The 22,016-nt window shown below is 60.5% G+C and carries 21 protein-coding genes and 1 pseudogene; 20 read left to right on the top strand and 2 right to left on the bottom strand.

The window, feature by feature from the left end; all coding sequences use genetic code 11:
• Positions 1-50 precede the first annotated feature (50 nt).
• Complete coding sequence (locus C1A15_RS12155) at positions 51-626, bottom strand: DUF308 domain-containing protein (protein WP_101722819.1); 576 nt, start codon at positions 624-626, stop codon at positions 51-53.
• Between the two features lie 280 nt (positions 627-906).
• Between C1A15_RS12155 and tig the strand changes: the two genes are divergently transcribed.
• The 6 genes from tig (at position 907) to C1A15_RS12125 (ending at position 9,025) form a co-directional block, all read left to right on the top strand.
• Positions 907-2,394, top strand: coding sequence for a trigger factor (gene tig / locus C1A15_RS12150; protein ID WP_245865017.1), 1,488 nt, complete (start codon positions 907-909; stop codon positions 2,392-2,394).
• A 164-nt stretch (positions 2,395-2,558) separates the two neighbouring features.
• The gene (locus tag C1A15_RS12145; protein ID WP_009304212.1) at positions 2,559-3,182 is read left to right on the top strand and encodes an ATP-dependent Clp protease proteolytic subunit; all 624 of its coding nucleotides are present in this window, start codon (positions 2,559-2,561) and stop codon (positions 3,180-3,182) included.
• 17 nt (positions 3,183-3,199) lie between these two features.
• Complete coding sequence (clpX, locus tag C1A15_RS12140; RefSeq protein WP_101722817.1) at positions 3,200-4,612, top strand: ATP-dependent Clp protease ATP-binding subunit ClpX; 1,413 nt, start codon at positions 3,200-3,202, stop codon at positions 4,610-4,612.
• 95 nt (positions 4,613-4,707) lie between these two features.
• Complete coding sequence (locus C1A15_RS12135) at positions 4,708-7,389, top strand: valine--tRNA ligase (protein ID WP_101722816.1); 2,682 nt, start codon at positions 4,708-4,710, stop codon at positions 7,387-7,389.
• Positions 7,390-7,583: 194 nt separating this feature from the next.
• Positions 7,584-8,273 carry a hypothetical protein gene (locus C1A15_RS12130; RefSeq protein ID WP_101722815.1) on the top strand — a complete coding sequence of 230 codons (690 nt, stop codon included), beginning with the start codon at positions 7,584-7,586 and terminating at the stop codon, positions 8,271-8,273.
• Between the two features lie 86 nt (positions 8,274-8,359).
• The gene (locus C1A15_RS12125) at positions 8,360-9,025 is read left to right on the top strand and encodes a hypothetical protein (RefSeq protein ID WP_101722814.1); all 666 of its coding nucleotides are present in this window, start codon (positions 8,360-8,362) and stop codon (positions 9,023-9,025) included.
• A gap of 407 nt (positions 9,026-9,432) precedes the next feature.
• On the opposite strand, the gene C1A15_RS12120 is transcribed toward C1A15_RS12125, so the two are convergent.
• Positions 9,433-9,669 (bottom strand): helix-turn-helix domain-containing protein, encoded by a 237-nt coding sequence (locus C1A15_RS12120; protein ID WP_101722813.1) that lies wholly within the window; start codon positions 9,667-9,669, stop codon positions 9,433-9,435.
• 328 nt (positions 9,670-9,997) lie between these two features.
• Here C1A15_RS12120 and loaP point away from each other — a divergent pair, with 328 nt between their 5' ends.
• The 14 genes and pseudogenes from loaP (at position 9,998) to C1A15_RS12055 (ending at position 21,898) form a co-directional block, all read left to right on the top strand.
• Positions 9,998-10,510, top strand: a complete 513-nt coding sequence (gene loaP, locus C1A15_RS12115) for an antiterminator LoaP (RefSeq protein ID WP_101722812.1) — start codon at positions 9,998-10,000, stop codon at positions 10,508-10,510.
• A gap of 36 nt (positions 10,511-10,546) precedes the next feature.
• Positions 10,547-11,353 carry a sugar transferase gene (locus tag C1A15_RS12110; RefSeq protein WP_245865016.1) on the top strand — a complete coding sequence of 269 codons (807 nt, stop codon included), beginning with the start codon at positions 10,547-10,549 and terminating at the stop codon, positions 11,351-11,353.
• A gap of 65 nt (positions 11,354-11,418) precedes the next feature.
• Positions 11,419-12,270 carry a LicD family protein gene (locus tag C1A15_RS12105; protein WP_245865095.1) on the top strand — a complete coding sequence of 284 codons (852 nt, stop codon included), beginning with the start codon at positions 11,419-11,421 and terminating at the stop codon, positions 12,268-12,270.
• 22 nt (positions 12,271-12,292) lie between these two features.
• Positions 12,293-13,711 (top strand): glycerol-3-phosphate cytidylyltransferase, encoded by a 1,419-nt coding sequence (gene tagD, locus C1A15_RS17380; protein WP_101722810.1) that lies wholly within the window; start codon positions 12,293-12,295, stop codon positions 13,709-13,711.
• On the top strand, positions 13,708-14,721 hold the full coding sequence (locus C1A15_RS12095) for a stealth family protein (protein ID WP_101722809.1): 1,014 nt from the start codon (positions 13,708-13,710) through the stop codon (positions 14,719-14,721). The genes tagD and C1A15_RS12095 overlap by 4 nt, the downstream gene beginning before the upstream one ends.
• 24 nt (positions 14,722-14,745) lie before the next feature.
• The gene (locus C1A15_RS12090; RefSeq protein WP_180953090.1) at positions 14,746-15,852 is read left to right on the top strand and encodes a polysaccharide pyruvyl transferase family protein; all 1,107 of its coding nucleotides are present in this window, start codon (positions 14,746-14,748) and stop codon (positions 15,850-15,852) included.
• Complete coding sequence (locus C1A15_RS12085) at positions 15,849-17,147, top strand: O-antigen ligase family protein (protein WP_101722807.1); 1,299 nt, start codon at positions 15,849-15,851, stop codon at positions 17,145-17,147. The genes C1A15_RS12090 and C1A15_RS12085 overlap by 4 nt, the downstream gene beginning before the upstream one ends.
• Positions 17,141-18,649: a polysaccharide biosynthesis protein gene (locus tag C1A15_RS12080; RefSeq protein WP_101722806.1), complete on the top strand. Its 1,509-nt coding sequence runs from the start codon at positions 17,141-17,143 to the stop codon at positions 18,647-18,649. The genes C1A15_RS12085 and C1A15_RS12080 overlap by 7 nt, the downstream gene beginning before the upstream one ends.
• Positions 18,646-19,011, top strand: a pseudogene (locus tag C1A15_RS17425) (Coenzyme F420 hydrogenase/dehydrogenase, beta subunit C-terminal domain); the annotation flags it as partial. The gene C1A15_RS12080 and the pseudogene C1A15_RS17425, both read left to right, overlap by 4 nt.
• 303 nt (positions 19,012-19,314) lie before the next feature.
• A complete protein-coding gene (locus tag C1A15_RS17255) occupies positions 19,315-19,701 on the top strand; it encodes a coenzyme F420 hydrogenase/dehydrogenase beta subunit N-terminal domain-containing protein (protein ID WP_245865015.1) in 387 nt (128 codons plus the stop codon).
• Positions 19,671-20,306 carry a Coenzyme F420 hydrogenase/dehydrogenase, beta subunit C-terminal domain gene (locus tag C1A15_RS12070; protein WP_101722804.1) on the top strand — a complete coding sequence of 212 codons (636 nt, stop codon included), beginning with the start codon at positions 19,671-19,673 and terminating at the stop codon, positions 20,304-20,306. The genes C1A15_RS17255 and C1A15_RS12070 overlap by 31 nt, the downstream gene beginning before the upstream one ends.
• Positions 20,307-20,321: 15 nt before the next feature.
• Complete coding sequence (locus tag C1A15_RS12065) at positions 20,322-20,687, top strand: NADH-quinone oxidoreductase subunit I (protein WP_101722803.1); 366 nt, start codon at positions 20,322-20,324, stop codon at positions 20,685-20,687.
• A complete protein-coding gene (locus tag C1A15_RS12060; protein ID WP_180953088.1) occupies positions 20,684-21,172 on the top strand; it encodes a DapH/DapD/GlmU-related protein in 489 nt (162 codons plus the stop codon). Before C1A15_RS12065 ends, C1A15_RS12060 begins: the two co-directional genes overlap by 4 nt.
• A gap of 174 nt (positions 21,173-21,346) precedes the next feature.
• Positions 21,347-21,898, top strand: a complete 552-nt coding sequence (locus tag C1A15_RS12055; protein ID WP_101722801.1) for a zinc ribbon domain-containing protein — start codon at positions 21,347-21,349, stop codon at positions 21,896-21,898.
• Positions 21,899-22,016: the final 118 nt, after the last annotated feature.

Raw genomic sequence — 22,016 nt, 5'->3', positions numbered from 1 at the left:
CGCGGAGCGATCCGGAGGGCGGAAGGGCGGCGTGCGGCGCGGGGAGGAGCCTACGCCTCCGTCTCGATGGTGAGCTTGCCCGAGTCGCCCGATTCGATGCGGAAGGGATAGGCTATCAGCTCGAGGCCCAGCAGCAGCACGTGGTGCTCGATGTTGGCGAACGGGCTGATGATGAGCAGCACGGCCAGCACCATCTCGAACACGGTGAACGCGAGCTTCAGCACGAAGGGGCGCCGGTTCCTGAGGGCGTGCACCACCTCGTCGATCTCGTCGGCGCCCTTGTACAGGCCCAAAAGACCCCACATCACGCCGACGAAGCTGATGGACGCGTGCCCCTGCACGAGGATCACGATGCCGAGCACGCTCATCACGATGGCTTTGCCGAGGATCGCGTGCTCGCGGTCGGTCTCTTCGTCCGACGCTGCGCCGGCCGCCGCATGCACGATGCCGCCTATGCCGGAAACCGCCATGATGCCGCCCAGCACGAACGGCAGGGCCATCGTGGACGCCTCGGGAAGCAGCAGGCAGCACAGTCCCAAAAGCGGCAGGAACAGCAGCGAGATCACCGACACCTGCTCGCTGCGCGTGCGCGTCTTGATGGCTTTGAGGGTGCGATCCTGCGACATGGGGTCTCCTTGGCGGACGGGGTCGAAACAGGCCTATATTAGCAGAAGGACGGGTCGGGCGAACGGCTCGCGCGACCCGAACGGCCTCCAACCCGCCCGTTTCGTCGGTTCTTCGTGAACCTGCCTCATCTTTACTTCCCGGGCGGCCTCATATGTGCGATAATTCCGTCTCGGTGTGCTTGGCGCAGTGCAGGTCATCGCGCATCGCCGCATGAAGGCAGCCGAGGCAATCGCACCGAACGATGCCGCGAGGCGACATAGAATGATGGAGGATAGTTACGTGGAAACAAAAGTTGAGGCATTGGAAGATAACCGCACGAAAGTGACCGTTACCGTCGATGCTGCGGACATCGATGCCCGCATCAAGAAGACCTACAAGGACTTCGCCAACAAGTACAACTTCCCCGGGTTTCGCAAGGGCAAGGCCCCGCGCCCGATCATCGACAACGCACTTGGTGCCGAAGCCGTCCGCGCGACGGTGACCGACGATGTCGTCAACGGAACCTATCCTCTCGCCATCGACGACTGCGACCTGTACCCCATCGCCAAGCCCGAGTTCGACGAGACCGACCTCGTCGAGACTGGCAAGCCGTACACGTTCGCGTTCACCGTCACGGTGAAGCCCGAGATCGAGATCTCCAGCTACGAGCCGGTCGAGATCGAGCTGCCCGCCGAGGGCGCGAGCGACGCCGAGGTGGACGAGCAGATCGACGCCCTGCGCGAGCATTACTACTCGTTCGAGGACGCGTCGGCCGCCACGAAGGTGAAGGACGACAGCTACATCGACCTGTCCATGAAGGCCACCGATGACAAGGGCGAGGAGATCCCGTCGCTGACGACGGAGAACCGTCCCTACGGCCTGGGCGCCAACCTGTTCCCGGCCGAGTTCGACGAGCAGCTCGTGGGCTTGAAGAAGGGCCAGACCGCCACGTTCACCCTCGACATGCCGGCCGACCCGCCGATCATGCTGTCGGCGCTGGCGGGCAAGACCGAGAAGATCAACTTCGAGGTCGAGGTCAAGGTCGTCAAGAAGAAGATCGTTCCCGAGGTCACCGACGAGTGGGCCAAGGAGCAGATGGGCTTCGAGAGCGTCGAGGACCTGCGCACCCGCATCGCCGAGTCCATCGCCAGCCAGAAGGCCGACATGATGCCGCGCCTCAAGGAGAACGCCTGCCTGTACGCGCTCGCCGAGCGCGTGGAAGCCGAGGTCCCCGAGGCCCTGCGCGAGGATGCGGAAGCCAGCCTGATCCAGGACTTCTTCCAGCAGCTGCAGAGCCAGGGCATGACGTTCGACGTGTACCTCGCCCAGCAGGGCATCACGCCCGACCAGTTCAAGGAGGACGTCAAGCAGCAGGCGCTCGACATGTCCAAGCAGGATCTCGCGCTCGACGCGTGGGCCCGCCACTTCGGCATGGAGGCCACCGACGAGGACGTCACGCAAGAGTTCGTAAAGAGCGGCGTGGAGGACCCCGAGTCCCTGCAGGCCGAGTGGCGCGCGAACGGCCAGCTGCACATGGTGCGCCAGGGCGTGCTGCGCACGAAGGCCGTGAAGGACCTCATGGACAAGGCCGTCGTGTCCGAGCTCGATCCCTCGAAGAAAAAGGACGAGGAGAAGAAGCCGGCCAAGAAGGCTGCCGCCAAGAAGACCGCCAAGAAGGACGAGGCCGAGGGCGACGAGCCCGCGAAGAAGCCGGCCAAGAAGGCCGCTTCGAAGAAGGCTGCGAAGAAGGACGAGGACGTCGAGGCCAAGGCCGACGACGCCGAATAGCACCGAGAACGCTCGAGCCGTCCGGCTGCGCACGTGTGCGCGGTTGGACGGCTCGAGGTAACGAAACGGTACCCGGGCCTTGCACGCGAGAGCGATACATCGCACTATGGCATGAACGCAAGCAGAGCCGCGAAGCGGCCGCAAGAGACAAGCGAGGCAACCTCATGAGTTTTGATCCCAAATCAGCATTGATCCCCTACGTTATCGAGCAGTCCCCGCGCGGCGAGCGCAGCTACGACATCTACTCCCGCCTGCTCAACGATCGCGTCATCTTCCTGGGCGAGCAGATCGACGACAACGTGGCCAACTCCGTCGTGGCGCAGCTGCTCCATCTCGAGAGCGCCGATCCCGACAAGGACATCTCCCTGTACATCAACTCGCCGGGTGGCTCGGTGACCGCCGGTCTCGCCATCCTCGACACGATGGACTTCATCAAGTGCGACGTGTCCACCATCTGCCTGGGCGAGTGCGCGTCCATGGCCGCCGTGCTGCTTTCCAACGGTGCCAAGGGCAAGCGCCTGTGCCTGCCGAACTCCATGGTGCTCATCCACCAGCCGTCCGGCGGCGCGCAGGGCCAGCAGACCGAGATCGCCATCGTGGCCGACTTCATGCTGAAGACCCGCAACCGCCTGAACAAGATCCTCGCGGACAACACGGGCCAGACGCTCGAGACCATCCAGAACGACACCGAGCGCGACAACTACATGACCGCCGAAGAGGCCGTTGCCTACGGCCTGGTCGACCGCATCACCACCTCGCGCGCGGTTGCGCCGAGCACCGACGAGTAGAAGAGCGAACAGGATACATGAACGACAGACGCGACGACGAATTCGAAGGCCGCAACTCCGACATCGCCTGCGCCTTTTGCGGCAAGCAGCCGCATCAGGTGGCGGCGATGATCTCGGGGCCGAACGGCATCTACATCTGCGACGAGTGCATCTCCGTGTGCGCCGACGCCATGATGCGCGACCTGGGGCTGAGCGTTCCCGGCCATGACGCGGACGCGGCCGAGGGCTTCTCCCATGCCGAAGAAGGCCGCCATGCGCGGGTGGGCGACGGCGCCGTGACGGCGTCGGTCGTCGACCCGACGCCGGAGGACGTGCTGGCCGAGCTGCCCACGCCCCACGAGCTGTACGCGGACCTTTCCGAGCACGTGGTGGGCCAGGAGCAGGCGAAGCGCGCGCTGTCGGTGGCGGTGTACAACCACTACAAGCGCATCAGCCTGGGCGCGGACGCCGAGGACGGCGACGTGGAGCTGGCGAAGAGCAACATCATGCTCTTGGGCCCCACGGGCTCGGGCAAGACGCTGCTGGCCCAGACGCTGGCCCGCACGCTGCGCGTGCCGTTCGCCATCGCGGACGCCACGACCCTGACCGAGGCCGGCTACGTGGGCGAGGACGTGGAGAACATCCTGCTCAAGCTCATGACGGCGGCGGATTTCGACATCCCACGCGCCGAGATCGGCATCATCTACATCGACGAGATCGACAAGGTGGCCCGCAAGGCCGAGAACCTGTCCATCACCCGCGACGTGTCGGGCGAGGGCGTGCAGCAGGCGCTGCTGAAGATCGTCGAGGGCACGGAGGCCAGCGTGCCGCCGCAGGGCGGCCGCAAGCATCCGCAGCAGGAGCTCATCCATATCGACACCACGAACATCCTGTTCATCCTGGGCGGCGCGTTCGTGGGCCTGGCCGACATCATCGCCGAGCGCGTGGGCAAGAGCGGCCTGGGCTTCAACGCCGAAATGCCGGAGAGCAAGAAGCACGCCGAGGCCGAGCTTCTGGCCCAGGTGCTGCCGGAGGACCTCAACAAGTACGGCATGATACCCGAGTTCGTGGGCCGCATCCCTGTGGTGACGTCGCTCAACGAGCTGTCCGAGGACGACCTCGTGCGCATCCTCACCGAGCCGAAGAACGCGCTGGTGAAGCAGTACACGAAGATGTTCGAGTTCGAGGACTCCGCGCTCACGTTCGAGCCCGAGGCCCTGCGCGCCATCGCGCACGAGGCCGTCGAGCACGGCACGGGCGCCCGCGGCCTGCGCTCCATCTGCGAGCGCGTGCTGCAAGACGTGATGTACGACCTGCCCGAGCAGAACGGCCCGTCGTCGGTGATCATCCGCGCGACGGACATCACGGGGGAGACGAAGCCGGAGATCGAGCCGGCCGTCGAGCCCGAGGCTCTTGCGGCGGGCGACGAGGCGAGCCTGCAGAGCGCGTAGCGCGGAAGCAGGATACGGTAAACGAGCGGGCGGATCGCGGATGAGCGGCGCGCCCGCTTTTCGGTTTGAGAGACTTGAGGACGAAAGAGCAGATCATGGCCGATAACACGAACGACAAGAGCGGCAAGAAGATCGACTACGACTTCGCGGCGCACGAGCGCCCGCTGTTCGACGCGTGGATGAACGCAGGCTACTTCCAGCGCACGCCCGAGCTGGGCGCGGGCAAGGGGCAGCCCTACACCATCGTCATTCCGCCGCCGAACATCACGGGCGTGCTGCACATGGGCCACGCCCTCAACGACACCATCCAGGACACGTGCATCCGTCGCGCCCGCATGCAGGGCCGTCCCACGCGCTGGATCCTCGGCACCGACCACGCCGGCATCTCCACGCAGACCAAGGTGGACAAGAAGCTGGCCGACCAGGGCATCAGCCGTTTGGAGATCGGTCGCGAGGCGTTCATCGAGGCGTGCTACGACTGGTACAAGGAGTACGGCACCACCATCGTGAACCAGATCAAGGGCATGGGCTGCTCGTGCGACTACGACGACGAGCACTTCACGCTGGAGCCGTCCTACGTGAAGGCCGTGCGCAAGCTGTTCGTGGACTGGTACCGCGACGATCTCATCTACAAGGGCAAGCGCATCGTGAACTGGTGCCCCCACTGCACGACGTCCATCTCCGACGACGAGGCCGAGTACGTGGACGAGGCGGGGCATCTGTGGTACCTGCGCTACCCGCTGACCGAGCCCGAGGACGGCCTGGAGTACCTCGTGGTGGCCACGACGCGCCCCGAGACGATGCTCGGCGACACGGGCGTGGCGGTGAACCCGAAGGACGAGCGCTTCAAGCATCTCGTGGGCAAGACGGTGAAGCTGCCGCTCGTCGACCGCGAGATCCCCATCTTCGCCGACTGGCACGTGGACATGGAGTTCGGCACCGGCTGCGTGAAGACCACGCCCGCGCACGACCCGAACGACTGGGCCATGGGCGAGAGAGCCGGCCTCGAGCGCATCAACATCTTCGACGAGACGGCGCACGTGGTGGACGGCTTCGGCGCGTTCAGCGGCATGGACCGCGACGAGGCCCGCGAGGCCGTCGTGGCCGCGTTCGACGAGCTGGGGCTGCTGGAGAAGGTGGAGGACCACGACCACTCCGTCATGACGTGCTACCGCTGCCACACCAAGCTCGAGCCTTGGGAGTCGGAGCAGTGGTTCGTGGCCGTGGACGGCCTCAAGCAGAACGCGGCGCGCGTGGTGGAGGACGGTTCCATCCAGTTCCATCCCGAGCGCTGGAAGCAGGTCTACCTCGACTGGCTGGCCAACCTCAAGGACTGGTGCATCTCGCGTCAGCTGTGGTGGGGCCATCGCATCCCCATGTTCTACTGCGACGCGTGCGGCTGGGAAGACGCGTCGGTGGAGGACGTCGAGGTGTGTCCGGTGTGCGGGGCGCCGGTGCGTCAGGACGAGGACGTGCTCGACACGTGGTTCTCGTCGCAGCTGTGGCCGTTCGCCACGATGGGCTGGACCGAGGAGGGCATGGACGCGCCGCAGATGAGGCAGGCGTATCCCACGCAGGTGCTGTCCACGGCGCGCGACATCATGGGGCTATGGGTGGCGCGCATGGTGATGGCGTCCATGTACTGCACCGATCGCATCCCGTTCGAGCACGTCATCATCCACCCGACGGTGATGGCCGCCGACGGCAAGCCCATGTCCAAGAGCCGCGGCAACGGCGTGGACCCGCTGCGCCTCATGGAGGACTACGGTGCCGACGGCATGCGCTTCGGCCTGCTCATGCAGGTGACGGGCGCGCAGGACCTCAAGTTCAACGAGGCGAAGCTGGAGAGCTCGCGCAACTTCGCGAACAAGATCCGCAACGCGGCGCGCTTCGTGACGATGAACCTCGACGACTACGAGCCGGGCGCGCCCGAGCCCGCGGGGCCCGTCGACCGCTGGATCTTCTCGCGCTTGGCGGGGCTCGTCGCCCGCGTGGACGAGGCGTTTGCGAACTTCGAGTTCGGCGAGATCACGCGCGAGCTGTACTCGTTCGTGTGGAACGAGTTCTGCGACTGGTACATCGAGTTCTCGAAGGCCCGCCTGAACGGCTCGCCGGAGGATCGCCGGTCCTGCCAGCGCAACCTCGTGTTCGTGCTCGACCATGCGCTGCGCCTGCTGCATCCCATCATGCCCTTCGTGACGGAGGAGATCTACCAGCAGCTGCCCATCGACCGCGCGGAAGCGCCGTACCTCATCGTGGCCGCCTGGCCCGACGCCGAGGCGCTGGCGCGCTACGCCGACGCGGACGCCGAGCGCGCCATCGACATGGTGTGCGAGACGGTGTCGGCCATCCGCTCGACGCGCGCCCGCTACGGTATCTCGCCGAAGACCGAGCTCAACGTGGTCGTGAAGGCGGGGGAGGCCGACGCGACGCTGCTCGAGGCGCAGCGCGGGCTGATCGAGGGCATGGGCGCTACGGCGTCGCTCGAGATCGCCGCTGACGTCGAGAAGCCGGCCGAGTCCAGCGTGTCGCTGGCGCCGGGCCTCGAGGTGTACATCGTGCTGTCGGGCCTCGTGGACTTCGACGCCGAGCGCGCCCGCTTGGAGAAGGAGCGCGCGAAGCTGGCCGCCGATGCCGGCAAGCTGGAGAAGAAGCTGTCGAACCCGGGCTTCCTGGCGAAGGCCGCGCCCGAGATCGTGGAGAAGGATCGCGCCAAGCATGCCGAAATGGCCGACAAGCTGGCCCGCGTGGAGGCGCAGCTGGCGGAATTGGGATAAGCGAGCCCATTCCGCAGGTCGCAGGCCCCGTCTCCTGTTGGAGGCGGGGCCTGCTGCGTTTTCGAGAGAGTGCGAGCCGTGCGTTTGGGAGGCGGTGCCTTCTCCCGGTTTTCGCCCTGCTTGCGTTGTGCCGCGCCTCTCCACGCGATAAGATGAGCGCAAGGGTGCGAATTTTATGTGGGAAAGGACGGACTATGGCGAAAATCAGCAAGATGATCGACGACCTCACCGGCAAGACCGAGGAGGAGATGCGTCTGAAGGAGCAACTCAGCTTCCTCCAGAAGATGGCAAGCGCGAAGTCGGAGACCTTCGAGAACCGGCTCAAGCTCATGCTGAGCAACAAAGAAGCGGTGGGCGCGCTCGAGATCGTGGGCGACAAGGCCTTCGAGTACTACAGCGGGCAGCATGTGAATATCTCGCAGCAATGCGACGATGCCATAGCTGGCGCGGTCGACGAGTTCTTCAAGGGCGGCAAGGGGGTCAAGGCGGGCTTCCAGAAGCTCGTCAAGCAGGGGCTCTCCGGCCTGATCGGCAACACGTCCATCGGCGAGACCGAGGAGAAGATGTTCTTCGTGTTCCCCGAGAACTACTCCATCGTGCGCGTGGACGTGATGGCCTACAAGTACACGTTCTCGTCGAAGGGCGTGCTCGCGAACAACGTGGAGAACGTGTTCGTCTACACTATGGCGAAGTCCATCGTCGACCACAAGAAGGTGGGCATCGACTTCCTCATGCACGCCGTCGTGGACATGCTGCGCGGCGATTCAGACGAGGATCCTTCCCTTGAGCAGATGATGCCCTTCATCCAGAACCTGCAGATGTGCTGGAAGCTGCTCGACGAGGGCGCGGTTTCCGGAAGCGCATCCGACCTGATGCGCAGGTAGTTCAGGCCGTGTTTTTTTTCGATCAGGTTGCGTTCCAATGCGTCCTGCATATTACGCACGATTCTTCGAGATAGGAAAAACGAGCAATGGCGAAAATCAGCAAGATGATCGACGATCTCACCGGCGAGACCGAGGAGGAGATGCGTCTGAAGGAGCAGCTCGGCTTCTTCCAGAAGATGGCCAGCGCGAAGTCGGAGATCTTCGAGAACCGGCTCAAGCGCATGTTGAGCGACCCGGAGGAGTTGGGAGAGCTCGAGATCGTGGGCGGTAGGGCCATCGAGTACCACAGCGGACAGCATGTGAACGTCTCGCAGCAATGCGACGATGCTGTAGCTGAAGAGATCGGCGAGTATTTCAAGGGCAGCCCGAAGATAAAAGCGATTATTCAGAAGCTCGTCAAGCAGAGGCTGTCCGGCCTGATGGGGGACGCGTCCATCGGCGAGAAGGAGAAGAGCTTGGTGTTCGTGTACCCGGAGGACTGCTCCATCGTGCGCGTGGACATAATCGCCTACAAGTACATGCTCTCGTCGCGGGACGTTCTAGCGAGCAACGTGGAGAACATGTTCGTCTACACCATGGCGAAGTCCATCGTCGACGAGAAGAAGGTGGAGCTCGACTGCCTCATGCGCTTCGTCGTGGACATGCTGCGCGGCGTGGACGAGGATCTGCCCCTCGGAAAGACCATGCTGTTCGTCAATAGCCTGCGTGAGACCTGGACAATGCTCAACGAGGATCCGGCGCGCTTTCGCTAGTGCAGATATTTCGCAATCGTCCTTGACTTATGCCCCCGCGCATCCTTCGGATGCGCAGGACGATTAAACCAAAGGACGGCTTCTCCTCTTATCGGGCATCGAATTCCTGGAAATCGCCGCTTCGGCGGCAACCAGAGACAACCTTCTGGTCAGCACGGCATCGTTCCCTCGAGGTCAAGGCCATACCCCCCCCCGAAGTCTCCCTCGATCTTCAAGGCCTGGGCACTGATCACCCTCTTTTCTCGTAAACGCGATCTTGTAACGAGCGACGCTTCTTAGGTTGCCGGAAGGCTTCCCGAGCGCTTCCGCTCGTTCCATTTTTCGTGGCTTTCGTTACGGCATTGTTGCTTTTATACAACATATAGGTATAATCAAATGCGCGACGGGCAAACCGTTGGATGGAAGGGTCAGGCGTTCGGGTCGATGCGGGGGATTCCCTCGAAAAACTCGGACAGCGTCATGTCGAATCCGTTCGCGATCTTCGCAAGGTTCTGCAAGGTGACGTTGCGCTGCCCGACCTCGATGGAGGCAAGATAAGTGCGGTCCATGCCGATTTTGTTGGCGAACCGCTCTTGGCTGACGTCGTGGGAGGCGCGCAGGTCCTTGATACGCAGACCGACTTTTGTTTGAAGTGTGTTTCGCATCGTCGCAGCGTATCGTGTGTGTTGTGTATATAACAACGGACTATATACAACATTGCACAATCGTTGAAAGAGGGAAAGGCGCTCGTCGCCTTTTTCTTACAACCTGAATGTTGTATCTATGCAACATTCAGGTGAGCCTTGAGGCTCGCTACATATCTTGAGAAGACGAAATCGTCGCGAAGCGCGTTCCGTCGATCGACAAGAGGATGAATAGATGCGCAACAGCTCGGTAGGAGCGGTCGTTGCTTATAGCGACGGCGAGGCGCAGCTATTCATCCTCTTTTCTTTTGACGGAGCGGTCGGCGCATGCGAGGGGAAAGGAGCAGACATGTGGTACGTGGCGCAAGTGCAAGCTGGTCGTGAGTCCTCGACGCTCGAAATGTGCCGCCGTTTGGTACCCCCTTCCGTCATGGAGGACTGCTTCATGCCCGAATACGAGGTCATGTGGAAGATCCGCGGAGAATGGCGCCTGGTGAAGCGGCTGCTGTTCCCAGGGTACTTGTTCTTCGTGACCGACGATCCCGAGGCGCTCCATCGGGAGCTCGCCCGTGTTCCCATGCCTATCCGCCTGCTCGGCAACGAGGAGAACTCGTTCTTCCCGCTCACGGGCAAGGAGCGCGACTGGTTCCTGTCGTTCATGGACGGCACCCATACCGTGCGCATGAGCGAGGGGTACATCGCTGGCGACAAGATCACCGTCACGCGCGGCCCGCTCATGGGCTTCGAGGGCGACATCCGTAAAATCGACCGGCACAAGCGGCGCGCCTACATCGACGTGAGCCTGTTCGGCCGCACCGTCCCCGCCAGCGTCGGCCTGGAAATCGTGAGGAAGTCCGCATGAGGCCGCATCGCCCGACGGGGGGGGGGTGCTGACCGCATGGCTTTCGCCATGGATGGCGCTACGCTTTCGGATGAATGCTCGGTTGACCCGGACGAAGTAGGATTCGCCGCAGATGGAGCCGCTCTTTCCGGTGCAGAGCAGCACGTAGCGTTCGCCAAAAAGCATGAGTTCGAGGTGGGCAGCGTCGAATTCGAACAAGCGTGTCGTGAGACGGACGCGCGATCAGTGGGGTATCGATGCGTCAAGCGCTTGGTCGATGTCGCGGTGAGCCTGGTGGTCGTGGCCTTTCTCGTGCTGCTCTGGCCTCTTGTCCTGATTGTTCTGGCAGCAGCAGCGGTCTCCGCCCACGCAAATCCGGTGTACGTGCAGAAGCGCGTCGGACAGTACGGTCGGACGCTCAACATATTGAAGCTTCGCACCATGGTGGGCGATAGCGACGATGTCGAAAAATATCTCGACGGCAAACAGTTAGAGCAATGGCGCAAAGAGCGCAAGGTCGAGAACGATCCCCGTATCACGAAGGTGGGAGCGTTCCTGCGCAAGACCAGCCTTGACGAGATCCCCCAATTCATCAACGTGCTGCTGGGTCATATGAGCATCATCGGACCCCGTCCTGTCTCAATGGAAGAAATTGCGTGGTACGGGGAAGACAAGATGCTCGCGTTGTCGTGTCCGCAGGGAATCACGGGGTGGTGGCAGATAACGGATCGAAATGACGCCGTTTGGGACGATGGCAGTCGTCAGGAAGCGGAGCTGTACTACGTACGACATGCGAGTTTGAAGTTGGATGCGGCCATCTTCATCGGCACCTTCAAATCGATTACCGAGAAGACGGGAAGGTAGCCTTGTCCGGGGAACGAAATTCTCCCGCGTTCGAGCGGGTGCGTGAGGACGACGCTTTGGCCATTGTGCAGGAAACGGTGTTGGAGATGGCCGTCTGCCTTGACGCGATATGCCGCAAGCACGATCTGCGCTACAGCCTTGCTTTCGGATCGCTGATCGGGGCGGTGCGGCACAAAGGGTTCATACCGTGGGACGACGATATCGATGTGCTCATGTTTCGCGATGACCTTGATCGCTTCCTTCGAATCGCTCCTGACGAATTGCCCGATTATTACGAGATTCAGCACTTTTCGTTGGGAAATACGCGACGCTATGTGACGCGAATCGTGGACAACCGCACCCTCATGCGACTCGATTCGTATGGCGAGCGGAACGATCTTGCCATCTGGCTGGACATTTTCGTCCTCGACGGCATTCCCGACGGACGTTTCGGTCGCGGTCTTCAGTATCTTCGCATCCTGTGGCATAAGGCGATGTGCGCCTTCGCTTCTTTCGAGGAGACGGTCAACCGATCAAGGCCCGGGCGCTCGTGGTGGCAGCAGGCCATCATCGAATTCTGCTCGATCACTCATTTCGGGAGTTGGATGGATATTGGTGAGCGATTGGAGAAATACGACGTTGCTCTCAGGCGCTACCGATGCACTGAGGGCGAGGCGTGCTTCTGCGGCGTGGGAACGTACTCCGGAGAACGTCAAACGTGGCCTCGAGCTTCTCTTGAGGATCTTGTCGAATACGAATTCGAATCTGCGGTGCTCAAAGGGCCGCGCGACTACGATTCGGTGCTTTCTGCAACGTACGGTGAGTACATGGTTCCCCCTTCGGAAGGGCATCGGGCCGTCCATAACGTGCAAGTGGTCAAGCATCCGGTGTTCGGTGGCGACGGCGACGAAGAGGATGGAGTGAGTGTTGTCGGATAACCTAGCTCATGAAAAGGGATGCGTGGAGCGCATCTGCATGATAGGAAGCGGAACCTGGGGCATCGCGCTTGCTCGGCTGATGGCTCTCCAGGGACATCGGGTTGAGGTGTGGTCCGAAAGCGCGAAGAAATCGATGCAGTTGGATCGCGAACGGTCGCTGCCTCAGCTTTCCGGTGTGCGCATACCCGAGAGCGTGCGATTCGCGGACGATCTCGAGCGCGCCTGCAAAGAGGCGACGATCATCGTGTGCGCGACGGCGTCCCAATACGTTCGCGACGTCGCGAGGACGATTGCCCGCGTGGCGGATCCCTCCCAGATCATCGTCTGCGCGACGAAGGGAATAGAGTCGGATACCCTCTTCTCTATGACCGCGGTGATCGAGGATGAATTGAAGAAGGCGGGCTCTCCGTGCAATGCGCTTGTCGCCTTCTCCGGCCCTACGCACGCCGAGGAGGTTGCGCACGACATGCCGTCGGCTATCGTCGCGGCGAGCGCCCATCGCGCAGCTGCGCTTCGCGTGCAAAAGGCATTTTCCAACGAGGTCTTTCGCGTCTATACCGGTTCGGATGTCAAAGGGGTCGAGCTTTGCGGGGCGCTCAAGAACGTGGTTGCGCTGGCATCCGGCATGGCTGCGGGTTTGGGGTACGGGGACAACTCGCGTGCTGCGCTCATTGCGCGGGGCATCGCCGAGATGACCCGCCTCGGCGTCGCGGCGGGGTGCCGCGCAGAGACCTCTAGCGGCCTGGCCGGGGTGGGGGATCTGGTGGTTACCGCTTCGAGCGTGCATAGCAGGAATCACCGGGCCGGTTTTCTCATTGCCGGCGGCATGTCCGTCGAGGAGGCGGTCGCCGAGGTGGGCATGGTCGTCGAAGGCTTGAACGCGCTTCCTGCCGCTGTGCAGCTGTCCGCACGCTACGGTGTGGACATGCCGATCGTCGATGCCGTGCAAGCGGTCGTCAGCGGATGCGCGCGTCCTCAGAGCGTGGTTGGAGCGCTCATGACGCGCAGGCTTACCTGCGAGGCGTACGTGCGCAAGCAGAGAACGGTGATGACGTACGGAACGTTCGATCTCCTGCATTACGGCCATATCAACTTGCTCCGTCGTGCTCGTGCGCTGGGCGACCGCTTGATCGTGGCGATATCGACCGATGAGTTCAACTGGAACGAGAAGAAGAAACGCTGTTATTTCAGCTACGAACAGCGCAAAACCATGGTTGAAGCGGTCGGATACGTCGACGAAGTGGTGCCGGAGTCGAGCTGGGACCAGAAGCGCCGCGACATGCATGCCTACGACGTCGATGTGTTCGCCATGGGGGACGATTGGGCGGGACGGTTCGATTTCCTGAAAGAGGAAGGCGTGGACGTAGTCTATCTTCCTCGAACGCCTGAGATATCCACGACGCAGATAAAAACGGACATGTCAAAGGGGAGCAAGAAGTGAGTCCCGTCGAAGATTTTCCCGTTGACGTTGTCGTTACCTGGGTTGACGGATCGGATGAGGGTTGGGCGGCGGAGCGCGCTCGCTACGAGCGGAGCGATTCGTCGATTGCAGATGATTGGGCGAAAGGAGCCATCCGGTTCCGCGATTGGAATACGCTGCGCTACTGGTTCAGGGGGATCGAGCAGAACATGCCCTGGGTGCGCTACGTGCATTTTGTCACGTACGGGCATGTTCCGTCCTGGCTGGACGAACGCAATCCGCACCTGCGTATCGTACGACATGAGGATTTCATCCCGAGTCGGTATCTCCCCACGTTCAACTCCCATACGATAGAGCTCAATTTCCATCGTATTCCGGAGCTTGCCGAGCACTTCGTGTACTTTAACGACGATGTGTACGCGCTGCGCCCTCTTGCGAAGAGCGACCTGTTCAAACGAGGCCTCCCGTGCGACTTCGCCGCCTTGAACGCCCCTTCTCGCGATCGGCACAACAAGTTGCTGATGGAGGTGAACAACGTTGCTGTAATCAACCGTCATTTCCGGAAAAACAAGGTGCTGCGGGATCACTTCTTCAAATGGTTCAATCCGAAATACGGTGCAAAGATGCTGAGGACGCTCTGCCTTCTGCCGTGGCCGAGGTTCACCGGATTCATCGAGCAGCATACGGTTCAGACCTTCCTCAAGAGTACGTTCGAGACGTTGTGGAAAGAGGAATATGACGAGCTCGACGCGACATGCTTGACGAAATTCCGCGCGTACGAGAATGTGACGCCCTGGCTTATCCGCGATTGGCAGTTGGTCTCGGGCTCGTTTGCGCCGAGCGATCTACGCGGCAGGCGCTATTTCAAGCAGTCCATTGATGCCGATATGCTTGCGCAGGTTTTCGGCGGTCAGTACTCCGTCGTATGCATAAACGACGTCGCGACAGCCGAGACTTTTCTTTCGGAGCGGGAGGCGCTTGTGGCTGCTTTCGACGGAGTGTTCCCAAATAAGTCTTCTTTTGAGCGATAAGCCGAGGATGGAGCAGGAGCCATAGTGACAGAACATCTGGCAAATCGGGGCGTCGTGGCAACACTGACGTTCCACGAAGCGGTTAACTACGGTGCCGTATTGCAGTCATATGCGTTGCAGCAAGCAGTGCTGAAAACAGGCGTTGAAACAGTGTTGTTGAACTATTCGTGTGACGCGATACAAGCGTCTCATTACTCTGCGGGCAAGGGAATCAAGTCTAAAATAGGCTGGTATGCGCGGTCCCGCTTTCGCAACGTTAAGCATGCGAAATTTGCCGATTTCAGGGCAAATCGTCTCGTTCTGACGGAACCTGTTCGAAAGAACGAGCTCCGCGCGTATTGCGATCGGTTCCGCTTGGTCATTGTGGGGAGCGATCAAGTTTGGAATCCTGCGATCACCGATGGCGATACCTCGTACTTTCTCGATTTTATCGACGATCCGGAACGAAAGGCATCCTATGCCGCCAGTTTGGGGGTCAAAAGCTGGCCCGAGTCGTTTCGGTCTGTCGGAACTCGTCTTGTTCGGGATTTTTCCTTTGTGAGCGTCCGAGAGCAAGGTGCGGCCACGTACCTTCGAAGCGCAGCAGACGTGGATCCGTGCGTTGTGTGCGATCCGGTCATGCTGTTGTCGAAGGAAGAGTGGGAGCGCATGGCGATTGACCCGCGGCATGCTAGGCCGTATCTTCTGGTATTCGGACTGGGGCGAGTGGATGCGGATTGCCTGCAATGGACGCGGCGCATCGCCGACCAGCTAGGCGTTGACGTGGTCGTGCTTCATAACGGCGCGTTCGCGCTGAGCGGCGTCACGAACGTGCGGGATGCGGGTCCTGAAGAATTTCTCGGCTGGATCAAGCAGGCAAGTTTGATCATCACGAATTCGTTTCACGGAAGCTGCTTCTCTATCTTGTTGGAGAAGCAGTTCTACTGGTTTAGGAGCGCGCAATGCAGTGATGCGCTGAAGACGAGAGAAAGCAGGCTGGAGGATCTTCTTGACGCGTTCGACCTGCGCAGCCGCCAAGTGTCTTCAGGGGATGCGCTTGCGGGTCCCATCGACTACGAACGCGTGACGGGCCGTCTTGAGGAATACCGGCGCGCATCTCTCGATTTCTTGAGAAGGATGCTTCGCTCGTGACAGCAGAAACCCAACGTGACGCGCCGGTTACCCTGGCGTTGGTTCTGCTGCTGGCCCCGCCGTTTTTCTGTCAGACCTTGCTGAAGTCGACGGCCGTGCAGTGCCTATCGATCTGCCTTGCCGTCGCGTGCTTGACCTTCCAGGTTGCGCGGGGGAGATGCAGGCTGTCGATCCCGAAGCCCCTTATTGCCTTCATTGGGTTCTTCGTTCTGGCGGTGCTGAACAAGAACGTGGATATCGTCACGGGAAGCGGGTTGGCCTGGTTCGCTTTGTTCGGCATGTCCCTCGTAGCGGTCGTGCTTTTGGTCTCGCTGCCGCACGCCGGATGGATTCGCACGGCGCTCGTTCTGATAGCGGCGTTTTCCGCATTTCACGCGCTTGTCACGATTGCGACCTGGATGGTTCCCGACCTGTACGATCGATTTATCTACCCGCAGTTTTTTAGCGATAGGCTGACCATCACCGGTCGTGGCTATCGGTCAGGGTTCACGGCTCACTACTCGACGAACGGAATCTATCTTGCCCTCGGGGCGTTGGCTTCGTATGCCCTCACAATGGAACATAAGAAAAAGGCGCCTTACCTTGCCCTGCTCGTCTTGATTCTGTTCGCGCTGCTGCTCACGGCGAAACGCGCGCATTTGGCGTTCGGTATCGTGTCGATAGCGGTTTCCTTCGTGGCGATGCGCGGTACGGGGGGAATCGGGAAGCTTGCCGTGGTGGGTGCCGCCGGCGTTCTCGCCTTGTTCGCCGTTTCCTTTATCGCGCCCGATGTGATGTTCGTATTCGATCGGTTTTCCGACGCGATGGAAGACGACACCATGAACGGGCGAACCCCGTTTTACGAGCTCTGCATGTCCATGTGGGGTGATGACCTGCTTTTGGGCAACGGGTGGGGCTCTTACACCCAAGCATTCAACGCGAGCTTGCTGAGCTGGTCGTTTTTGGCGCGCGGATTCGAGACGATGAATGCGCACAACGTGTACCTGCAGGTGCTTGCCGAAGAGGGCGTTGTTGGCCTCGGTCTGCTGCTGGCGTCTGCGGTGGGGCTGTTTGCCGCGAGCATGAAACTTGCGAAAGACAGGGAGGCGTTTCGCGGCCATGCTTCGGACGCGTCTATCGAAGGGGCGTTGTCGGGATCGTTGGCCATACAGGCGTTCTTTATCATGTACTGCCTGACCGGCAACCCCTTATACGATATGCAGGTGTACATTCCCTATCTGGTGGCGTGTGCCATGTCGTTATGGGTGTATCGCAGGCGGTGCTCGGGGCATGCGGGACGGAGTGAGCCGTGCTGAGTCGTTCGAAGTCGTTCTTCGGCAATGCCTTTTGGTCGTTTGCCCTGCAGATGGTGAACATCCTCGTCGCCTTTATCGTGCCCCGCGTGGTGATTTCTTGCTACGGCTCGGACGTGAACGGTCTGGTCACTTCGTTGACGCAGTTCGTATCGTATATAAGCCTGGTAGAGGCGGGCATATCGGGCGCTGCCGTGTTCGCGCTGTACAAGCCGCTTGCATCCAAGGACTACGGAGCCGTGAGCGTTGTCGTTTCGGCGGCGAAGCGGTTCTACTATCGATCAGGCTGGATATTCGTGGCCCTTATCGCGGTGCTCGCTTTCGTGTATCCCGTTTTCGTCGACTGTGGCTCCATGGGCAACATCCAAGTTGTCTTGCTGGTGGTTTCGTTGGGCTCGATGGGAGTACTTGATTTTTTCACCTTGGCGAAATATCGCGTGTTGCTCACCGCCTCGCAGCGCAACTGGGTTATTCAGATAGCCACTATTCTGTACAAGGTGCTCTATGCGTGCGTGATAGCGGTGCTTGCTTTTCTTGGCTTCTCGGTGGAAATCGTGTACATCGCGGCCATTGCTCCGGTGATTATTCGCTCGGTGATCTTGTCCCTGTACGCCAAATCGAAATTCAAACAGGTGGATTTCTTTGCCGACGACAAGGGGTACCAGCTTGACCAAAGATGGAATGCGTTTTACCTGCAAGTGCTCGGTGCGGTTCAAAGCGGGGCTCCGGTTATCGTTGCGACCTTCGTGCTGCAAGACCTTGCCCTTGTCAGCGTGTTTTCGATTTATCTTCTGGTGGCGAATGGGATTCAAAGCGTGTGCATGTCGTTCATCAACGGTACGCAGGCCTCGTTCGGCGACGTGATCGCCCGGGGGCAGACGGAGACGCTTCAGCGTACGTTCAAAGAGCTGCAAACCATATCGTACACATGCAACGCCCTCATATGCGGCGTCGCTCTCGCGTTGATCAACCCTTTTGTTGGACTTTATACCTCGGGAATCACGGAATTGAACTACGTCTATCCCGCTGTCGGGTTTCTCGCGGTTCTGAACGTGTTTCTCTACCATCTCAAAACCCCCCAAGGATTGCTCGTCGTTGCTTCGGGGATGTATCGAGAGACGCGCATGCAAACGACCATCCAGACGCTCATATTGCTGAGCGGTTCGGTTGTCGGAGGTCTGGTCGCCGGGATGCCGGGAATACTGGTCGGGTGCTGCCTATCGAATCTGTATCGTGACCTGGATCTGCTGGTGTTCATACCCAAGGTGTTGACGAAAACCCCGATACGCGATACGGCAAAGCGCATGCTCGTGAGCGTCGTGGAATGCGCGTTGATAGCCGTGCCGTTCATAGCGGTTGGGTACTCTGGCGGTAGTTGGGCCGATTGGCTGATAGCGGCTGCGGCCATGCTGGCGTGGGGGTTGCTGGCTTGCATCTCGTGCTGCTGGCTCGCGGAGCGGGAGCAATTCAAAAGCTTGATGACAAGACTGAGGAAGATGCTATGAGCGATAAGGCGAACGGTTTGATCACCTGCGATCTGGTTTGTTTAGGCGTTCCGTCGCCGAAGGGCTTTCGTTCCTATGTGGAATGGCTCGAGGCATGCACAGGGAAGCACGTTGTCGGATACCGACATCGCGGGCACACCCCTTGGGGTCTATACGAGGAACGGGCGGTGTACGACGATGGGTCGTTCGAGGAGGCGACCGTGCGAACAAGAGCCTGGAAGCGCGTCTGGAACAAGATGATGCTGCGACCGAGCTGCTTGGAATGCGCGTACCACTCGGTCGTTCGTCCCGGCGATCTGTCGATGGGCGATTATTGGGGGGTCGAAAGAGCTCATCCGGGCATCGCTGACGATAGAGGCGTGTCTTGCCTTTTCGCGAACACCGCGAACGGTCTTCGCTTCCTAAAGGGGGCTTCGCATTCGTTGAATCTTGTGGACAGCTCGCCCTCCCTTTGTGCGAACCCAGAACAGCCTATGCTCTGCCACCCGCCTCAAGCATCCCGTTTGCATGATGGGTTTTGGGAAGCGCTGGTGGAGGATGGGTTTGGCGCGGCTTGCGAGAGCGTTGGCGTCCTTGGGGCGAGACGGTCGCTTAAGGATGCGGTGCTTCCTGTTCTTCGGAGCAGGGGCGGGCGAAAGGGGTTCGAAGGAGAGGAGGGCGTAGGAATGGATGCGAGTATCGATCTTGATCATGTGCGAGACGAGGATTTTCCGCTGGTGTTCGCGGCGAAACATCGTTCAGACGAAGTGCGGGCGAAAAGCTCGTCGGGAGGTATGTTCTATGCGCTCGCCGATTACATGATTGGTCAAGGAGGCGTTGTCTACGGATGCTCGTTCGACGACGATCTCAAAGCCCGTCATGTTCGGTGCGAGACGCTGGAGGAATGCGAACGATGCATGGGGTCGAAGTATTCCCAGAGCGATATGGGTTCGACGATTGCCCTGGTGAGCGCTGATCTCTCCTCGAGTCGGCCGGTCCTTTTCACGGGCACGCCTTGCCAGGTTGACGCCGTGCGCCACGCGTGCGGCGAGATGGGGGGGGGGGGCTGTTGACTGCTGACCTTATCTGCCATGGCGTGCCTTCCCCCGGCCTGTTCGCCGCGCATCTCCGGTTTCTCGAGCGACGGTTGGGTCGCAAGGTGGTTGCGTACAACCACCGACCCAAGAATCGCGGATGGAGGCATTGTGAGGCTGCGACGTGCGATGATGGAAGCGTTCAGCAGGGGAGTCGCATGGTCGAGTCCTGGAAAAGGCTGTTTTACGGAAACAGAATGCTTCGACCTTCCTGTTACGCATGCCCCTACACGACCTCGAATCGTTCTTCCGATGTGACCATCGCTGACTACTGGGGCATCGAGCGCACGGGGATCGCGGCATTCTCGGACGATTTGGGGGTCTCGCTCGTTCTCGCCAACACCCCGATGGGCTTTGACGCCACGAAGCGTTGCGAGATCGACGCGTGCATATCTACCTTGGAAGAGGCGCTTCCCGGCAATCCGATGCTGTCGCGTCCTTCATCGTGCGCCCAACCGAGGGAGCTCGTATGGGAGTCGCTTTGCTCGGACGGGTACGACGGCATGATGAAGCGGTTTCGGTTCCTGCCGACGCGGGCTCGGTTCGCGGGAGCGCGCGTCAAACGGCTCTTGCATCGTCTTTAGGAGATCGGAGTTCACATGGGATTGTTTTCAGCAAAGAGCGTCGATCCTCGGGGGTCGTGGTGCTTGCCGGACAACAACCAATACGCATACCGCGACGGCACGAGGCTCGATACGTCTTTCGGCTATCACCCTCATCGGTCCACGCGGTTTAGAAACCTCGAAACGGTGGATGCGAAGCGTTGCGGCAGGTTGCCGGAGCTGTATGCGCGGCGCAGCGAATGCTGCGGCTGCAGTGCCTGCGCATTCGCGTGCCCGCAGGGCGCCATCGTTCTGGAGCCCGATGAAGAGGGCTTCGACTACCCGGTTGTCGATGCCGCAGCGTGTATCGGGTGCTCAAGATGCATCGATGTCTGTGTGTTCAAAAACAGGAGCGGCGCATGATGGAGTTCGTAGAAAGGCTCGTATGCAAACTGTATCGATTGGCGAAGATGGCGTTTCTTCGAAGTCGTTACGGCTCGAGACTCGACGTCGGGGGTCCGATCAGTTTTCGCAATCCGTTTTTCTGCCGGCTTGGTCCACATGGGCGAATGCATCTTGGGAGAGGTGCGTTCTTCAATTACGGCTGCAAGATAATCGCTCATGAGCATATTGAGATTGGAGACGACTGTCTTTTCGGGCCGAACGTGCAGGTGTTCGATTTCGATCACGGCCATGACCGCTCCGATATCGCTTACAAGAAACAAGGAATGGAAACGAAGCCGGTGACCATCGGCAGCAACGTCTGGCTCGGTGCGAACGTCGTCGTGTTGAAGGGGGTCACGATTGGGGACAACGCTATCGTGGGTGCAGGGACGATTGTGTCGCATGACGTTCCGCCTAATGTGACGGTGTACTCCAAGCAGGATATCCGAACCGTGCGTCATTGACGCAAGCGTCGCATTTCGTCCCTTCATCAACCTCAAATTCAACGGCTTGCGGAAATTACCTGCACGTCTGCTCGTTCTTCGTCATCTTTGCTATAATGACTGATCGTGTGCATGTATCGTGCGTTTTCCATACCTGCACACCAGTCGCTGAATATACAAGAAAACGAGGTTGAAATGAGCGAACTGCTGTCCCAGCTGTGGACTCCTGAACTGCAAGCCGCGTTCACCGTGGTTGTGGTGCTGCTGGTCATCCTGTACGTGCTGTCCATCATCTGGGTGGTTCGCGACGCGTACCTGCGCGGTTCCTACTGGTACGTGTGGGCCATCGTGGCGCTCATTCCGCTGCTCGGCATCATCGCATACTGCCTGCTGCGCCCGCCGCTGCTGCAGATCGACCGCGACGAGCAGGAGCTGGAGATCGCGCTCAAACAGCGCGAGCTCATGAAGTACGGTGAGTGCGCGAACTGCGGCTATCCGGTGGAGGCCGACTTCGTGCTGTGCCCGAACTGCCACCAGCGCCTCAAGAACCTCTGCGGCACCTGCAACCACGCCCTCGATCCCACCTGGACCGTGTGCCCGTACTGCGCCACGCCCGTGGCTGGCGGCCCCCGCACGCGTCGCGCCCCGCAGCAGCGCGGTGCGCGAACGCAGCAGCCGCAGCAGGCGGCATCCCAGCAGCAGACGAGGCAGGCGCGCCCCGCTCAATCCGAGCACGGCGCCCAGTAACCACTTCGCATCTCATCGAAGCCGCCTCGCGAACAACGGGGCGGCTTCGTTGTTTTGTCGCATCGGCGAGCGCGCAGTGCGCTCGTTGCGAACCGATCGTGCAGGCGCTTTGTGCGCG

Origin of the sequence: Eggerthella timonensis, from assembly GCF_900184265.1 — a bacterium.
GTDB lineage: Bacteria > Actinomycetota > Coriobacteriia > Coriobacteriales > Eggerthellaceae > Eggerthella > Eggerthella timonensis.
This window is presented reverse-complemented; position numbering and strand designations above follow the sequence as displayed.

What these genes read in the sequence shown, in the direction of transcription:
- C1A15_RS12155 (WP_101722819.1), bottom strand. Translation starts at nt 626, where the DNA reads ATGTCGCAGGATCGCACCCTCAAAGCCATCAAGACGCGCACGCGCAGC.
- C1A15_RS12145 (WP_009304212.1), top strand. Translation starts at nt 2,559, where the DNA reads ATGAGTTTTGATCCCAAATCAGCATTGATCCCCTACGTTATCGAGCAG.
- clpX (WP_101722817.1), top strand. Translation starts at nt 3,200, where the DNA reads ATGAACGACAGACGCGACGACGAATTCGAAGGCCGCAACTCCGACATC.
- C1A15_RS12135 (WP_101722816.1), top strand. Translation starts at nt 4,708, where the DNA reads ATGGCCGATAACACGAACGACAAGAGCGGCAAGAAGATCGACTACGAC.
- C1A15_RS12130 (WP_101722815.1), top strand. Translation starts at nt 7,584, where the DNA reads ATGGCGAAAATCAGCAAGATGATCGACGACCTCACCGGCAAGACCGAG.
- C1A15_RS12125 (WP_101722814.1), top strand. Translation starts at nt 8,360, where the DNA reads ATGGCGAAAATCAGCAAGATGATCGACGATCTCACCGGCGAGACCGAG.
- C1A15_RS12120 (WP_101722813.1), bottom strand. Translation starts at nt 9,669, where the DNA reads ATGCGAAACACACTTCAAACAAAAGTCGGTCTGCGTATCAAGGACCTG.
- loaP (WP_101722812.1), top strand. Translation starts at nt 9,998, where the DNA reads ATGTGGTACGTGGCGCAAGTGCAAGCTGGTCGTGAGTCCTCGACGCTC.
- C1A15_RS12110 (WP_245865016.1), top strand. Translation starts at nt 10,547, where the DNA reads ATGGCTTTCGCCATGGATGGCGCTACGCTTTCGGATGAATGCTCGGTT.
- C1A15_RS17255 (WP_245865015.1), top strand. Translation starts at nt 19,315, where the DNA reads ATGGATGCGAGTATCGATCTTGATCATGTGCGAGACGAGGATTTTCCG.
- C1A15_RS12065 (WP_101722803.1), top strand. Translation starts at nt 20,322, where the DNA reads ATGGGATTGTTTTCAGCAAAGAGCGTCGATCCTCGGGGGTCGTGGTGC.
- C1A15_RS12060 (WP_180953088.1), top strand. Translation starts at nt 20,684, where the DNA reads ATGATGGAGTTCGTAGAAAGGCTCGTATGCAAACTGTATCGATTGGCG.
- C1A15_RS12055 (WP_101722801.1), top strand. Translation starts at nt 21,347, where the DNA reads ATGAGCGAACTGCTGTCCCAGCTGTGGACTCCTGAACTGCAAGCCGCG.